The 14012-nt window shown below is 69.9% G+C and carries 13 protein-coding genes; 7 read left to right on the top strand and 6 right to left on the bottom strand.

The window, feature by feature from the left end; all coding sequences use genetic code 11:
* Positions 1 to 14: 14 nt before the first annotated feature.
* Genes ASD84_RS13275 through ASD84_RS13265 form a run of 3 tightly spaced genes read left to right on the top strand, consistent with a single transcriptional unit; the run spans position 15 to position 3275 of the window.
* On the top strand, positions 15 to 1532 hold the full coding sequence (locus ASD84_RS13275) for an FAD-dependent oxidoreductase (RefSeq protein ID WP_056711306.1): 1518 nt from the start codon (positions 15 to 17) through the stop codon (positions 1530 to 1532).
* Complete coding sequence (locus ASD84_RS13270) at positions 1529 to 2659, top strand: hypothetical protein (RefSeq protein ID WP_056711304.1); 1131 nt, start codon at positions 1529 to 1531, stop codon at positions 2657 to 2659. The genes ASD84_RS13275 and ASD84_RS13270 overlap by 4 nt, the downstream gene beginning before the upstream one ends.
* Before the next feature lie 4 nt (positions 2660 to 2663).
* On the top strand, positions 2664 to 3275 hold the full coding sequence (locus ASD84_RS13265; protein ID WP_056711302.1) for a TetR/AcrR family transcriptional regulator: 612 nt from the start codon (positions 2664 to 2666) through the stop codon (positions 3273 to 3275).
* Here ASD84_RS13265 and arr read toward each other — a convergent pair.
* Positions 3268 to 3678 carry an NAD(+)--rifampin ADP-ribosyltransferase gene (gene arr, locus ASD84_RS13260; RefSeq protein WP_056711300.1) on the bottom strand — a complete coding sequence of 137 codons (411 nt, stop codon included), beginning with the start codon at positions 3676 to 3678 and terminating at the stop codon, positions 3268 to 3270. The genes ASD84_RS13265 and arr overlap by 8 nt on opposite strands.
* A 76-nt stretch (positions 3679 to 3754) precedes the next feature.
* Here arr and ASD84_RS13255 point away from each other — a divergent pair, with 76 nt between their 5' ends.
* On the top strand, positions 3755 to 4720 hold the full coding sequence (locus ASD84_RS13255; protein ID WP_056711298.1) for a glutathione S-transferase family protein: 966 nt from the start codon (positions 3755 to 3757) through the stop codon (positions 4718 to 4720).
* Between the two features lie 19 nt (positions 4721 to 4739).
* Here the strand turns inward: ASD84_RS13255 and ASD84_RS13250 are convergent, their stop codons facing one another.
* Complete coding sequence (locus tag ASD84_RS13250) at positions 4740 to 6113, bottom strand: dicarboxylate/amino acid:cation symporter (protein ID WP_056711296.1); 1374 nt, start codon at positions 6111 to 6113, stop codon at positions 4740 to 4742.
* Between the two features lie 352 nt (positions 6114 to 6465).
* Between ASD84_RS13250 and ASD84_RS13245 the strand changes: the two genes are divergently transcribed.
* Positions 6466 to 7920, top strand: coding sequence for an HNH endonuclease signature motif containing protein (locus ASD84_RS13245; RefSeq protein WP_056711294.1), 1455 nt, complete (start codon positions 6466 to 6468; stop codon positions 7918 to 7920).
* A 55-nt stretch (positions 7921 to 7975) separates the two neighbouring features.
* Complete coding sequence (locus tag ASD84_RS13240; RefSeq protein ID WP_056711292.1) at positions 7976 to 8686, top strand: hypothetical protein; 711 nt, start codon at positions 7976 to 7978, stop codon at positions 8684 to 8686.
* Here the strand turns inward: ASD84_RS13240 and ASD84_RS13235 are convergent, their stop codons facing one another.
* Both ASD84_RS13235 and ASD84_RS13230 read right to left on the bottom strand, forming a co-directional pair.
* The gene (locus ASD84_RS13235) at positions 8687 to 9613 is read right to left on the bottom strand and encodes a hypothetical protein (RefSeq protein ID WP_056711290.1); all 927 of its coding nucleotides are present in this window, start codon (positions 9611 to 9613) and stop codon (positions 8687 to 8689) included.
* Entirely contained in the window at positions 9613 to 11415 is a 1803-nt protein-coding gene (locus ASD84_RS13230) for an acyl-CoA dehydrogenase (protein WP_235531108.1), read from the bottom strand. Before ASD84_RS13230 ends, ASD84_RS13235 begins: the two co-directional genes overlap by 1 nt.
* Before the next feature lie 97 nt (positions 11416 to 11512).
* Here ASD84_RS13230 and ASD84_RS13225 point away from each other — a divergent pair, with 97 nt between their 5' ends.
* Positions 11513 to 12676 carry an alpha-hydroxy-acid oxidizing protein gene (locus ASD84_RS13225; RefSeq protein WP_056712171.1) on the top strand — a complete coding sequence of 388 codons (1164 nt, stop codon included), beginning with the start codon at positions 11513 to 11515 and terminating at the stop codon, positions 12674 to 12676.
* A gap of 12 nt (positions 12677 to 12688) precedes the next feature.
* On the opposite strand, the gene ASD84_RS13220 is transcribed toward ASD84_RS13225, so the two are convergent.
* Positions 12689 to 13501, bottom strand: a complete 813-nt coding sequence (locus ASD84_RS13220; RefSeq protein WP_056711288.1) for an isocitrate lyase/PEP mutase family protein — start codon at positions 13499 to 13501, stop codon at positions 12689 to 12691.
* Entirely contained in the window at positions 13498 to 13938 is a 441-nt protein-coding gene (locus tag ASD84_RS13215) for an Lrp/AsnC family transcriptional regulator (protein ID WP_414858598.1), read from the bottom strand. The genes ASD84_RS13220 and ASD84_RS13215 overlap by 4 nt, the downstream gene beginning before the upstream one ends.
* Positions 13939 to 14012: the final 74 nt, after the last annotated feature.

Raw genomic sequence — 14012 nt, 5'->3', positions numbered from 1 at the left:
TGAAGGGATTCAGGATGCAGGGCAGGACAGCGGTCGTCCTTGGCGGCAGCGTGGCAGGACTGTGTACGGCGGGCGTGCTCGCCGGGCACTTCGACGAGGTGATCGTGCTCGAGCGCGACCTGCTCCCGGCCGACGCCGAGCACCGCCGCGGCGTACCCCAGAGCAAGCACCCGCACTTCCTGCTCAACTCCGGCCGCCGCGCGATCGGCGAGATCTTCCCCGGCTTCGAGGAGTCCCTCATCGCCGCCGGCGGGATGAAGCTGATGCCGTCCATGGACGCGGCGTACTGCGAGGACGACGGCTGGGCGCCGCGGAAGTCCGGCTCGATGACCATGGTCTACAGCTCGCGCGTGCTCATCGAACGGGTGATTCGCGACAAGGTCCGCGCGGTCCAGAACATCGAGGTCCGGGAGGGGATCACGGTCACCGGACTTCGTTCGCACGACGGCGGCACCACCCACGGTCGGGTCGAGGGCGTCGAGCTCCGCACCGCCGAGGGCGAGGAGCAGTACGTCGCCGCCGACCTCGTGGTCGACTGTCAGGGCCGCGGTTCGTCGGCGATCGACTGGCTCGCCGCCGCGGGCTGGACCGCCCCGGAGGAGAACACGCTCGACGCGAAGGTCACCTACACCTCGCGCTGGTACGACCTGCCGCCCGTCGACGAGCGGCCGGCGAGCTGGTGGTGGAAGCACCTGGTCATCACCCCGACCCAGGACACCGGCGACCACCCCGAGGAGCACGAGTTCCTCAGCAACTTCTTCCCCATCGAGGGTGACCGCGCCATCGTCTGCATGGGGTCCTGGGGCATCGAGATGCCGCGCAAGGTCGACACCTTCGAGGCGTCCGTCGACCGGGTCCGGGCCACCGCCTTCGGTGACGCGATGCGCGCCTGCACGCCGACCTCCGAGGTGCACCTGACCCGGTCCACCGGCAACAAGTGGCGCCGGTTCGACCTGCTCGACGTACCCCCGATCGGGCTGCTCACGATCGGTGACTCCATCTGCGCGTTCAACCCGTTCTACGCCCAGGGCATGAGCTCGGCCGCACGATCGGCGCTGATCCTCAAGGAGATGCTGGCCTCGGGCCAGGCGCTGGACCTGGCCTTCCACGAGGACTTCCTCGCCCGACAGAAGGAGTCCCTCGACGTGCCGTGGATGCTGGCCATGGCCCGCGACCAGGCCTACGACTTCGCGACCGGCACCGAGACCGTCGCGCCGTGGCGCCGCAAGCTCGTCGCCCGGTTCAGCTGGCCGATCTTCAACGCGATCAACGCCGCCAGCCGCGAGGACCCCTATGTGGAGCAGTCGTTCGCGGAGGTGTTCAACCTCGACAAGTCGCTGAAGCAGATGATGCGTGACCCACGCTTCTGGTTCGGGATCGTCCGCTACCGGATTCGCGAGAAGCTCGGCCGGACCGTCGTACCCGCGGGCTTCGACCAACGCCAGGACCCGCCCGGCACCGACTGGTCCGACCCCGCGAACCCGGTGGAGCACGCCGGATCCACGTCCGCCCCGACAGGAGCCCTCCAGTGAGCTACACGTGCGAGTCCGCCGCCGAGAAGGTCGCGGCCGGCCTCGGGTTCGACTGCCATGACCGGAACCCGTTCGCCAGCCTGCGCAACCCGTTCGACCTCGAGAACGCCACCATGCCGTTCCTCGAGCTGCTCATCATCGGCGGCGCGATCTGGGCGCTGGTGCACGCGTGGCGCCGGTGGCGGCGCGACGGCGACCCGGTCGGCATCTCGCTGTGGTTCGCGTCGCTCGTCTACCTCGCCGTGGTGGAGCCGCCGCTCTACTTCCCGTCGTGGTTCGGGCTGGAGGAGCACGTCGGCTTCATCTTCAGCCACAACGTGTTCACGGTGCAGTTCATGTACGACCGGCTGCCGCTCTACATCGTGGCCTTCTACCCCGCGATCACGACGCTGGCCTGGGAGCTGGTACGCGCCCTGCGCGTCCTCGAACGCCGCGGCGCGGTGGCGGCCGCGCTCGCCGTCGCATTCGTGTGCCAGGTGTTCTACGAGATCTTCGACCAGCTCGGCCCGCAGCTGAAGTGGTGGGCGTGGAACATGGACAACCGGCAGATCAACCAGCCCGCGCTGGACTCCGTGCCGATGAACAGCATGCTGCTCTTCGCGTCGGTGTCGTTCGCGGCGATGGCCTGGCTGGTCATCCGCTTCGTCGGGCCGCGCGAGGGCCGCGCGTCGCTCGGCGGCGGACAGGTTGCCTGGCGCACCGTCGTGGCCGGCGTCCTCACACCCTTCGCGATGATGGTCGTCAGCGCCCCGACCGGATCGCTCCGCGGAGACGACCAGATCGACATCCAGCGCGCGATCCTCTGGGTCGAGCTCGGCATCGTCTGGGCGATCGGGATCTGGCTGCTCGTCGATGCCTTCCGCGCGATCGCCGCAGGGCAGGTCTCCCCGGTCGACTCCCCCACCTTCGCCCGGGTCTACCCGGCGATCTACCTGGGCGTGCATGTCGTGCTGTGGGTGACTGCGCTGCCGGCGTACTTCGCTGCGACCGACGGCATCACCGAGGACGGCACCCCCATCGGCAGCCTCTGGTACGTCGTCGCGTGCAGCGTGGCATCGCTCGCGATCATCGCTGCGGCTCTGCGGGCAACCGCGAAGCAACCCGCACTGGAGCCCGTGAAAGCCTGAACCCATGGCACAACACGGCTGGGGAGGTCGCCCGCCCGCGACCGAGCTCGAGGCGCGGCAACGGATCGTGGACGCGACCGCCGCGTGCATCGACCGGGTCGGCATCCAGAAGACAACACTGTCGGACGTCGCCGCCGAGCTCGGCGTGATCCGGCAGACCGTCTACCGGTACTTCCCGAAGCTCAGCGACATCGTCGCGGAAGTGGCCGCCCAGGGCGCGGAGACCTTCGTCGACCAGATGGTCGAGCACCTGCAGGGCTCCGCGAGCCCGGCCGAAGCCGTCGTCGAGGGGATCCTCTTCTCGGTGCGCACGATCCCCACCGAACCGCGCCTCAGCCTGCTGCTCCAGATCAGCGACGAGGGTGCGTTCGGCCGGGGTGCGACCTCCGCGCTCGCCGTGCAGTACGGCGCCGAGATGCTGCACCGGTTCCCGGTGGACTGGAGCGAGGCCGGCCTCGGCGAGGACGACCTCGAGGGGCTGGCCGAACTGATCATGCGACTGCTGACCTCGCTGCTGGAGAACCCGACCCAGCCGGCGCGGAGCGATGACGAGCTGCGCGGCTGGTTGCGGAAGTGGATAGCCCCGGCGCTGGCCGTTCGGCCGCCGATCAGTTGATGATCTCGCCGCGCTCGTCAGCGCGCAGCACCGCGAGCCGTTCGCGCCACCCCTGCAGGGCTTCAGGTGTCAGGCGGGTCCAGTCGGTGACCTCGCCGATCACCCGGAGCGGGTCGCTGCTGCGGTACGACCGGGTCGGGTTGCCGGGGAACTTCTTGTCGGTCACGTTCGGGTCGTTCTCGAACGGCCCGGTCGGCTCCACGGCGTACACCCGTGGAGCGGCGTCGCCGGGCGCGAGCTCGGCCGCGAGGCCGGCGCCGTCGACGAGCGCGGTGAAGTAGATGTGGTTCATCACCACCTCGGGCCGGTAGTTCGACCGGAAGCCCGCGGTGAGCAGGTCACCGTCGCGCAGGTCTGCCTTCGTGCCGTGGAAGAACGGCCCCTCGTCCAGCACCTCGGTCACCGATCCAGCCTAGACGGGTCTCGAGACGGTTGCTGCGCAACCTCCTCGACCAACGGACGGGCCCTAGGGTGAGCGCATGCCGTCGTACACCGAGCAGGGCAAGGCCTTCGACCGGGACATGAACTACATCCCGGACCGGATCACCCTGGACCCCGGGCACTCGCAGGACCCGTACGGCGGCGCCGAGCTCGACGCACCGACCTGGCCGGCGGAGCCGGGTCGCTACCGGCTCGTGGCAGCAGCAGCGTGCCCGTGGGCGAACCGCTCGATCATCGTGCGCAAGCTGCTCGGGTTGGAGGACGTCATCTCCCTCGGCCTGACCGGGCCGACGCACGACGAGCGCAGCTGGACGTTCGACCTCGACCCCGGCGGCGTGGACCCGGTGCTCGGGTACGAGCGGCTGCAGCAGGCCTACTTCGCGCGGTACGCCGACTACCCGCGCGGCATCACCGTGCCCGCCGTCGTCGACATCGCCACGAAGGCCGTGGTCACCAACGACTTCCCGTGGATCACCCACGACCTCTACTTCGAGTGGCGCGAGTGGCACCGCCCCGACGCCCCGAACCTCTGGCCGGACGACGTCCGCGAGGAGATGGAGACCGTGATGAAGCGGATCTTCACCGAGGTCAACAACGGCGTGTACCGATGCGGGTTCGCCGGTTCGCAGGAGGCGTACGACGCGGCGTACGAGCGGCTCTTCGACGCGCTCGACTGGCTCGAGGAACGGCTCACCGACCGGCGTTTCCTGATGGGCGAAGCGATCACCGAGGCCGACGTACGACTGTTCACGACGCTGGTCCGGTTCGACCCCGTCTACCACGGCCACTTCAAGTGCAACCGCAACAAGCTGATCGAGATGCCGGCGCTGTGGGGCTATGCGCGCGACCTGTTCCAGACGCCCGGGTTCGGCGAGACGATCGACTTCGAGCAGATCAAGCGGCACTACTACGTCGTGCACGAGGACATCAACCCGACGGGGATCGTGCCGCTCGGGCCGGATCTCTCCAACTGGCAGACCCCGCACGGGCGCGAGCGCGTCTGACCCGCTCGCGCCCGGACACTCAGGCCGCGACCGGTACGTCGTCCTCGCGCCACGCCTTGCCCGCCCGCGGCGCGTTGTAGGCGTCCTCGTCCAGGATGCCCTCCCGCTTGGCGACCAGGGTCGGCACCAGCGCCTGCCCGGCGACGTTGACCGCCGTACGACCCATGTCGAGGATCGGGTCGATGGCAAGCAGCAGGCCGACCCCCGCCAGCGGCAGGCCGAGCGTGGAGAGCGTCAGGGTCAGCATCACCGTGGCGCCGGTGACTCCGGCGGTGGCCGCCGAGCCGATCACGGACACGAAGGCGATCAGCAGGTAGTCGGTCAGGCCCAGGTCGACACCGAAGAACTGCGCGACGAAGATCGCCGAGATCGCCGGGTAGATCGACGCGCAACCGTCCATCTTGGTGGTCGCCCCGAGCGGCACGGCGAACGAGGCGTAGGCACGCGGAACACCCAGGTTGCGCTCGGTGACGGACTGCGTGACCGGCATGGTGCCGACCGAGGAACGCGACACGAACGCCAGCGAGATCGCCGGCCAGGCGCCGGAGAAGAACTGCTTGACCGACAGCCCGTTGGACCGCAGCAGGACCGGATAGACCACGAACACGACGAGCGCCAGGCCGCCGTAGATCGCGGCCGAGAAGGTGGCCAGCGAGCCGAGGGCGTCCCAGCCGTACGACGCCACCGCGTTCCCCAGCAGGCCGACCGTGGCGATCGGCGCCAACAGGATGATCCACCAGAGCACCTTCTGGACGATCGCGAGCGCCGACCGGACGAACACGAGGAACGGCTCGGCCGCGTCGCCGACCTTGAGCGTGGCGATGCCGATGGCGATGGCCACGACGAGGATCTGCAGCACGTTGAAGGACAGTCCGACCGAGCCGTCGCCGCCAGCACTGGCCTGGAGACCGAGCACGTTGTCCGGAACCAGCCCGGTGAGGAAGTCGAGCCACGAGCCGGTGCGGCTGGGATCGGCGGCCGCGTCGGCAGAGACACTGGTGTGGTTGCCCGGCTGGAGCACCAGCCCCAGCACGATGCCGATCGTGACAGCGATCAACGCGGTGATGGCGAACCAGACCAGTGTCTTCCACGCCAGTCGCGCGGCCCCGGTGACCTCACGCAGGTTGGCGATGGAGGCCACGATCGCCAGGAAGACCAACGGCGGTACGACGGTGCGCAACAGCGTCACGAACGTGTCGCCGACCGTGGTCAGCGTCTCGGTCAGCCAGTTCGGGTCGACCTCGCCGGTCGCGGCGTCGGTGCCGTCGGCCCCGATGGAGCGCGCGACGAGGCCGAGGACCACGCCGAGCGCGAGGCCGAGCAGGACCTGGACGCCGAACGACGGGAGCCGGTCGCGCCAGGTGGCGGGCTCGGCAGTGCGGGTGGAGCTCATGGGGACATGCCTTTCGATGCGGCCGCGCGGCGCACCTGTGGCACACCGCGGCCGACTGTGGATCGAGGAGGATCGGTGGAGTCGGTGGGGACGAGAGGAGGAGTGCCCGCCGGTCAGGTGGGCTCTGCGCACGCCGAGAGGGCGCGGGTCCTCAACGACAGCGGGTGCTCTTCGTCCGCTGGAGGTCCACCACGAGGCGTCGGGTCAGCGACTCACCCTCGGTCCACGGCTCACTGCACACACTGGGGCGAACCGGCGTCGTACCGGGGATATTCCGTTGGCCGTCTGACGTTTTTCACACAGGTCTGGCCACACACTTGTGGTTCGAACACTTGTTCGATAGGATGGACGCATGTCCTCCACCGCCGCACTCGACAAGGCCGCTGCTGCGGTCGAGAGCGCCGCGGAGCTGGCTCAGACCCAGTGGGACGACCTCGCTGGTGCGGACGCCCCAGAGGCCGCGGCCAGGATCGCCCAGGCGAAGGCGATGCTCGACGCGGCCATGCTCGGCGTCACTGCGCGGCTCGAGGAGACGCACGAACCGGAGAAGCTCGGCTGGGCCTCGACGAAGGACTTCCTCACCCACGTCACCGGCGGCCACAAGGGTGCGGGCGGCGGCCTGGTGCGCGCGGTCGACCAGCTGCGCGACCTGCCGGCGGTCGGCGATGCCCTCAAGGTGGGCGCCATCTCGCTCACCCAGGCGCGCGCCATCGGAAGCAAGGTGACCACGCTCCCCCGAGTGCCGAAGTTCCGCACCGCCGTTGCCGACCGGATGCTCGATCTCGTCCACACGAACGGGTACGACGCCACCGACCTCCAGGTCGCGTTCGGCGACGTCGCTCGGGAGCTCGATGTCGACGGCACCCTGATCAAGGACGACCGGTCCCGGGAGCGGCAGGAGCGCGCAGCACATCTCGCGCGCCACCTCGGCTTCTCCCAGGACGGAATCGGCGGCGAGTACCTCCGTGGCTACGGCAGCGAGGAGGAGTCCGAGCTGATCAAGTCAGTCCTGATGCCGCTCGCGGCACCGGTCACCACCGAGCCGGGCGCGTGCGGTGGCGTTCCCACCGACCCGAACGCACCGTTGCTCGACGAGAACGGCCACCCCACGGGCACCCGCTGCCCCGACCCGACGTGCGCCCACGACGGCAAGGACCCCCGCGACCACGGACGCCGGTTCTGGGACGCGCTCGTCGAGGCCTGCCGCCGGCTCCAGTCGACCGACCAGCTCCCCCACGACCACGGCGCCAGCGCCCGGATCATCGTGACCATCGACCAGGAGAGCCTGCGCCAGAAGGTGATCGACGCCGGCCTGGCCCGCGACGGCAGCCTTCCGTCCGACCAGCGGCTCTCGGCGAACGCCGTACGACGCCTCGCTTGCGACGCCGAGATCATCCCCGCCGTCCTCGGGTCCGACGGCCAGATCCTCGACGTCGGCCGCGCCCGCCGTCTCGTCACGCCGGCGATCTGGCTCGCTCTGGTCCTGCGCGACCGCCACTGCGCGTTCCCCGGCTGCACCCGGCTGCCCATTGCCTGCGACGCGCACCACGTCGTCCACTGGGCCGACGGCGGGGCCACCAGCCTCGACAACCTGATGCTGATCTGCCGCAAGCACCACACGCTCGTCCACAACACTCCGTGGACCGTCCGCATCGATCCCGCCACCGGGAGACCGGTCTGGACCCGACCACCACCGATCGATCTGCGAGACCGGCTCCGCTACTCACCACCACGGACCGCCGAGGAGATCGCCGCTGCCTACGAGGCAGATCGAGCAGCTGGGCGACCACCACCACGAGCCGCCTGATCGCGGTCACCGCTGACGACCGCCGTACCCGCCTTCCTCACCCTAGGATCGCGGCATGGCCGACGAGCCCCCGAACTGGCAGAACTACCCGGCACCGAGCGACGAACCGCCTGCCGGCCAGCTCGCCGAGCCGCCCGCCGACACGCCACCCATCTCGTTGTACCCACCGGGCGGCAGCTTCCCGGTCTACCACGCACCCACCGAGCAACGTCGGGTACGACGCCGGATCGGCGCGCTGCTGACGACGGGCGCAATCGTGGTCGGTGGAGCGGGGTTCGCGGTCTGGACGGCCGTCGATGCGATGAGGGGTGAGGACCAGCCGGCGACGTCGACCCACACCGTGACCGAGCCCGACATCGATGTCGACGTCGAGGTCAACAGCTCGGGCGCGACGAACCTGCTCACGGCCGCCGGCATCGCCGACCTGAACGCCGCCCTTCGTGCGGAGACCGGTTCGACGAGGGTGTTCGAGGTGGCGATCTTCCGCAACACCGCTGTCGTGACCGTCCCGGACCAGGACGCCCCCGACGGCGCCCGCGTCTACCAGTGGGACGGGACCCTGACGGCGCTGGCGGAATCGATGTCGGTCCGCAAGCCGTTCGACTTCACCAAGGTGAAGGGCGACGTGCTGGCCCGGCTCTGTGGCGACTCCTCGGAGCAGTGCACCGTCGTCGTGGGAAGGCCGCTCGGCGGCGACAAGGCCTGGCTCACGGTCGTCGGCAGTGAGGGACCGAAGCGGACCGACCTCAGCGGCAATCCGGTCTGATCAACCGCCGGCAAAGGCCCTCTCGAAGGAGCGGAGCCGGACGCTGTGCAGACCCAGGATGCCGAGCAGCACGACGAGGTGGACCGCGAACGCGACCAGGAGGACCACGTCCTCCGCCTCTCGCACGACCGTCACCACCACCGCCACCAGCAGGACGGCAGCCTCGGCGGCGGTCCAGAGCACTGACACGATCGACATCCGGCCGCGGAACAGCGTGAACGCGGCGAGCACCGCGAAGAGCACGTGCACGACAGGCGGCCCGAAGTCGGCGTCGGAGGAGAGGGCGAGGACCCCGAACAGGGCCTCGAAGGCGAGGCCGACAGCGAGCGCGACACCGGCCAGCTTGTACGACGTCGCGATCGGCGTCACCGGGACGTACCGCGAGTCGTCGGCTGTCTCCTGCTCATCCGTCTCGACCACCTCGACCACCCCAGGAGACACCTCGTCGCCCGGGAACCCCCACTGCAGCTGGTGAAACTCCTGGTTCATCCAGGCATCGTCGAGCCCGACGCCCGTGACCCGGCCGAACACCGCCAGCATCCCGTCCTCGGTGAACTGCTCCTCGTCAAGCGCCGTCTCCTCCGGCCACGGCTCCCCCGACGACTCCACGGTCTCGCCCTCGTGGACGAGGCGCTCGCGCACCCGGTCGCCGTCGCGCAGGTGCAGCAGGTGGAAGTCCGCCGTGCTCCCGAGCACGATCCCCGCCATCCGCGCACCGAGCTGCACGGCAACGGCCTCCACCGACTCGACCAGCCGCGGATCCGCGCACGCGAAGAGCAACTGGCCGTGACGTACGGCGACGTGCGGCTGCTCCTCAGAGAGCGCCTCGTCGCCAGTCGTCGTGCGACCCGTGGTGGTGATCCCGATCCGGGCAAGGTCCTCCAGCCCGATGCCGGTCAGCGCAGCAACGGCGCAGTCGTGGCCCATCAGAACGAGCTGCCGTCGACCTCGTTGAACAGCTGGTCCCCGCCCGCCAGCAGGTCGAGCATCGGCCCGACCTTCGGCAGCTCGTGGGTGAAGAAGTACCGGCCCGCGGCGCGCTTGCCGTCGTAGAACTCCCCCGTCCTGCCGTGCGCCGCCAGCAGCTGCTCAAGCCAGATCCAGGCGACGACGACGTGGCCTGCGGCCTCGAGTCCGGCGGTCGCGTTGGCCAACGCCGCGCGCGGTTCGCCCGACTCCCACGCCGACGCGACCGCCTGCACCAGGCTCTCCACCGCACCCGACAACCGGAACGCGTACTCCCTCAGCGTCGGGTCACCCGCGTCGCCGGCCAGCCCGATGGTCGCGTCGATGGCTTCCCGCAGCACGAGCAGGCCGCGGCCGCCGTCCAGCATGAGCTTGCGGCCGATCAGGTCCTGGGCCTGGATGCCGTGGGTGCCCTCGTGGATCGGGTTGAGCCGGTTGTCGCGGTAGAGCTGCTCGACGCCGTACTCCCGCGTGTAGCCGTAGCCCCCGTGCACCTGGATCGCCAGGTCGTTCGCCGCCAGGCACCACTGCGACGGCCAGCTCTTCACGATCGGGGTGAGTACGTCGAGCAGCGCGCCCGCGCGCGCCCGGGCCTCGTCGTCCGGGTGGGTCCGCTGGTCGTCCAGCAGCAGTGCCGCCTTCAACGTCAGGGCCAGCCCGCCCTCGACGTACGACTTCGAGGCCAGCAGCATGCGGCGTACGTCGGCGTGCTCGATGATCGCGACCGGTGCGGCCGCCGGGTCCTTGGCGCCGAGCGGCCGTCCCTGCACGCGTTCGCGGGCGTAGGCGAGGGCGCGGCGGTAGCCGGTGTAGCCGAGAGCGACGGCGCCCGCACCGACGCCGACACGTGCCTCGTTCATCATGTGGAACATCACCGCAAGGCCGCGACCCTCGTCGCCGACCAGCTCGCCGACCGCACCCGACTGACCGGCCGGCTGGTGCCGGCCCTCGCCGAAGTTGAGGACCGTATTGACCGTGCCGCGGTAGCCCATCTTGTGGTTGATGCCGGCCAACGTGACGTCGTTGCGCTCCCCGCGACTGCCGTCCTCGCCCACCACGAACTTCGGCGTCGCGAAGAGGGACAGGCCCTTCACACCCGGCGGAGCGCCCTCGATCCGGGCCAGGACGAGGTGGACGATGTTGTCGCCCATCTCGTGGTCGCCGCCGGAGATCCACATCTTGTTACCGAAGACCCGGAACGTGCCGTCGGGCTGGCGCACGGCGCGGGTCGCGATGTCGGCCAGGGACGAGCCGGCCTGCGGTTCGGACAGGCACATCGTCCCGAACCACCGGCCGTCCAGCATCGGCGGCACGAAGCGCTGCACCTGCTCCGGCGTCGCGTGCGCGAGCAACAGGTTGGCGTTGGCCATCGTCAGCATCGCGTACCCGGCGGTCGCCGTGTTGGCGGCGGCGAACCACGCGAAGCACGCCTGCTGGATGACGTACGGCACCTGCACGCCCCCGACCTCGGCATCCATCGCCGCCGAGATCAACCCGGCGTCGGCGAACGCCCGCAGCGCGGTCGCCACCTCCGGGATGATCGTCACCGTCTCGCCGTCGAACTGCGGCTCCTGCTCGTCACTCGTCGCGTTGTGCGGCGCGAAGTACTCCGCCGCCAGCGACGACGCCAGGTCGAGCACGGCGTCGAAGGTCTCGCGGCTGTGCTCGGCGAACCGCTCTCGGTTCGCGAGGGCGGCGACGTCCAGCCATTCGTGGAGCAGGAAGTCGAGGTCACGGCGCGAGAGCAGCAGGTCCGGGTGCACGACACCAGCCTGCCCGACCGGAGTTGGTCGGGTGAGAGTGACCTCTGGGTCACTCTCACCCACCCAACTCGGCGTGAACCTCTGGCATGCTCGCGCCATGCCGAACTTCGCCGACTTCAACATGGGCATCTACCTCACCGGGCTGAGTGGCCAGAAGCCGCCGTATCCCGTGACCTTCGCGGAGCTCGAGGCACAGGCGAAGGAGCTCCTCGACCCCGTTCTCTTCGACTACGTCGTCGGCGGCGCGGGCGACGAGGTCACGCAGCGGGGCAACGTCACGGCCTTCGAGCGCTGGGGCGTCGTACCCCGGATGCTGTCGGGCGCCGTCGAGCGCGACCTGTCGGTCGAGCTGTTCGGCCGGACCTACCCCACGCCGCTGCTGATGGCGCCGATCGGCGTCGTCGGCATCATGCACGACAGCCAGCACGGCGACGTCGAGGTCGCGAAGGCAGCGGCCGCGACCGGCGTACCGATGGTGGCCTCGACCCTGACCCAGGACCCGATGGAGGACGTCGCCGCAGCACTCGGCGAGACCCCCGGTTTCTACCAGCTCTACACGCCCAACGACCGCGAGCTCGCGGAGAGCTTCGTACGACGGGCCGAGGCGGCCGGCTACGCGGGCATCGTCGTCACCCTCGACACCTGGACCCTGGGCTGGCGGCCCCGCGACCTGCAGCACGCCGCGATGCCGCAACTGCAGGGACTCTGCCTCGCCAACTACTTCTCCGACCCGGTGTTCCGCAGCTGGTTGGAGAAGACGCCCGAGGAGGACCCGGCGGCTGCCACGTTCGCGTGGGCGCTCACCTTCGGCAACCCGGCGATGTCGTGGGACGACCTGGCCTGGCTGCGGGGTCTCACTGACCTGCCGCTGCTGCTGAAGGGCATCTGCCACCCCGACGACGTACGACGCGCGCGGGATGGCGGTGTCGACGGCATCTACTGCTCCAACCACGGTGGTCGCCAGGCCGCCAGCGCGCCGGCGCTCGGCTTCCTCCCCGGCGTGGTCACTGCGGCCGAGGGGATGCCAGTGATCTTCGACTCCGGTGTGCGCACCGGGGTCGACGTGGTGAAGGCGCTCGCGCTCGGCGCGACCGCAGTCGCCGTCGGCCGTCCCTACGGCTGGGGCGTCACGGTGGGCGGTGCCGCCGGCGCAGAGCACGTGCTCCGCTGCCTGCTCGCCGAGGCCGACCTGACGATGGGGCTCAACGGCTACCGCTCGATCGCGGAGCTCACGCCCGACGTACTCGTGCGCGTGCCCTGAGCGTCAGGCCTCTCAGGCGTCGGGGCTGAGCAGCGCGTCGACGTTCGGCAGGGCCTGGAACGTCGAGACCGTGCCCGCGTCAGCGAGCTCACGGGCGGCGTCGAGGAATCCGCTCCACGCCGTCTTCGCGAGCGTGCCGCCGACACTGATCCGGCGGATGCCCAGGTCCGCCGCCTCGGCGACCGTGATGAACGGGGCGTTGATCAGCAGGTTGACCGGCTTCGGAGCCACCGCCGCCACGACGGCCTTGATGTCCTCGATCCGTTCGATCCGCGGGGCGTAGAGGCAGTCGGCGCCCGCGTCGGCGTACGCACGAAGCCTGCGGATCGTCTCCTCGATGTCGGGGCGCCCGGCGACGAAACCCTCCGACCGACCCGTGAGCACGACGCCGGTCCCGGACTCGTCGATCGCCTGACGCGCCGCGCGGATCCGCTCCACGGAGAGGTCGAAGTCGAACAGGGGCTCGTCGGCGTCCATCGAGGAGTCCTCGATCGAGAGCCCGGCGATCCCGGTCGCGGCCGCCAGCTTCACGTTCGCCGCAACGCCTTCCGGCTCGACCGCGAAACCGCCCTGGAAGTCCGCGTTCACGGGGATCGTGACCGCGCCGGCGATCGCGCGGAGGTGGTCGAGCGCCTGCTCGAGGGAGAGCTCGTTGTCAGCGAGGCCCAGGGTCCAGGCGGCTCCCGCACTGGTCGTGGCCAGCGCCGGGAATCCCAGCTGCTCGAGCACCCGGGCGCTGCCGATGTCCCACGGGTTCGGCATCACGAAGCAGCCGGAGGCGTGCAGGTCGCGGAAGGCGAGGACCCGTTCGTCGTACGCGCTCATCGCACACCCCACGCATAGGTCTGCTTGCGCAGCTTCAGGTAGACGTGGGTCTCGGTGGACACGACACCCTTGATGGTGCGGATCCGCCGGGACACGATCTCGAGCAGGTGGTCGTCGCTCTCGCAGACGACCTCGACGAGCAGGTCGTAGGACCCGGCCGTGATCACGACGTAGTCGATCTCGTCAATCGCGGCGAGCGCGTCGGCGATCGGTTCGAGCTGGCCGGTCGCCTTGATGCCGATCATCGCCTGGCGGGCGAACCCCATCTCGGTGGGATCGGTGACCGCCACGACCTGGACCACGCCGCCGTCGACGAGGCGCTGCACGCGTTGGCGCACGGCCGCCTCGGAGAGCCCGACGGCCTTGCCGATGGAGGCGTACGAACGGCGGCCGTCCTCCTGGAGCTCGGCGATGATCGCCTTCGAGACGTCGTCCAGCACGACCGAGCGGGATTTGTTCACGAGCACGATCCTCACAGGGTTCAGGCACCCCACGCAACATGCAGGTGCGG

Source organism: Nocardioides sp. Root682, assembly GCF_001427795.1.
Taxonomy (GTDB): Bacteria; Actinomycetota; Actinomycetes; order Propionibacteriales; family Nocardioidaceae; genus Nocardioides.
Note: the sequence above shows the minus strand (reverse complement) of the source record. Positions and strands in the feature narration are given on the sequence as shown.

Bases quoted from the DNA above. Each gene is read 5' to 3' on its own strand.
- ASD84_RS13240 (WP_056711292.1), top strand. From the start codon at position 7,976: ATGGCCGACGAGCCCCCGAACTGGCAGAACTACCCGGCACCGAGCGAC.
- ASD84_RS13245 (WP_056711294.1), top strand. From the start codon at position 6,466: ATGTCCTCCACCGCCGCACTCGACAAGGCCGCTGCTGCGGTCGAGAGC.
- ASD84_RS13275 (WP_056711306.1), top strand. From the start codon at position 15: ATGCAGGGCAGGACAGCGGTCGTCCTTGGCGGCAGCGTGGCAGGACTG.
- ASD84_RS13235 (WP_056711290.1), bottom strand. From the start codon at position 9,613: ATGGGCCACGACTGCGCCGTTGCTGCGCTGACCGGCATCGGGCTGGAG.
- ASD84_RS13220 (WP_056711288.1), bottom strand. From the start codon at position 13,501: ATGAGCGCGTACGACGAACGGGTCCTCGCCTTCCGCGACCTGCACGCC.
- ASD84_RS13255 (WP_056711298.1), top strand. From the start codon at position 3,755: ATGCCGTCGTACACCGAGCAGGGCAAGGCCTTCGACCGGGACATGAAC.
- ASD84_RS13265 (WP_056711302.1), top strand. From the start codon at position 2,664: ATGGCACAACACGGCTGGGGAGGTCGCCCGCCCGCGACCGAGCTCGAG.
- ASD84_RS13225 (WP_056712171.1), top strand. From the start codon at position 11,513: ATGCCGAACTTCGCCGACTTCAACATGGGCATCTACCTCACCGGGCTG.
- ASD84_RS13250 (WP_056711296.1), bottom strand. From the start codon at position 6,113: ATGAGCTCCACCCGCACTGCCGAGCCCGCCACCTGGCGCGACCGGCTC.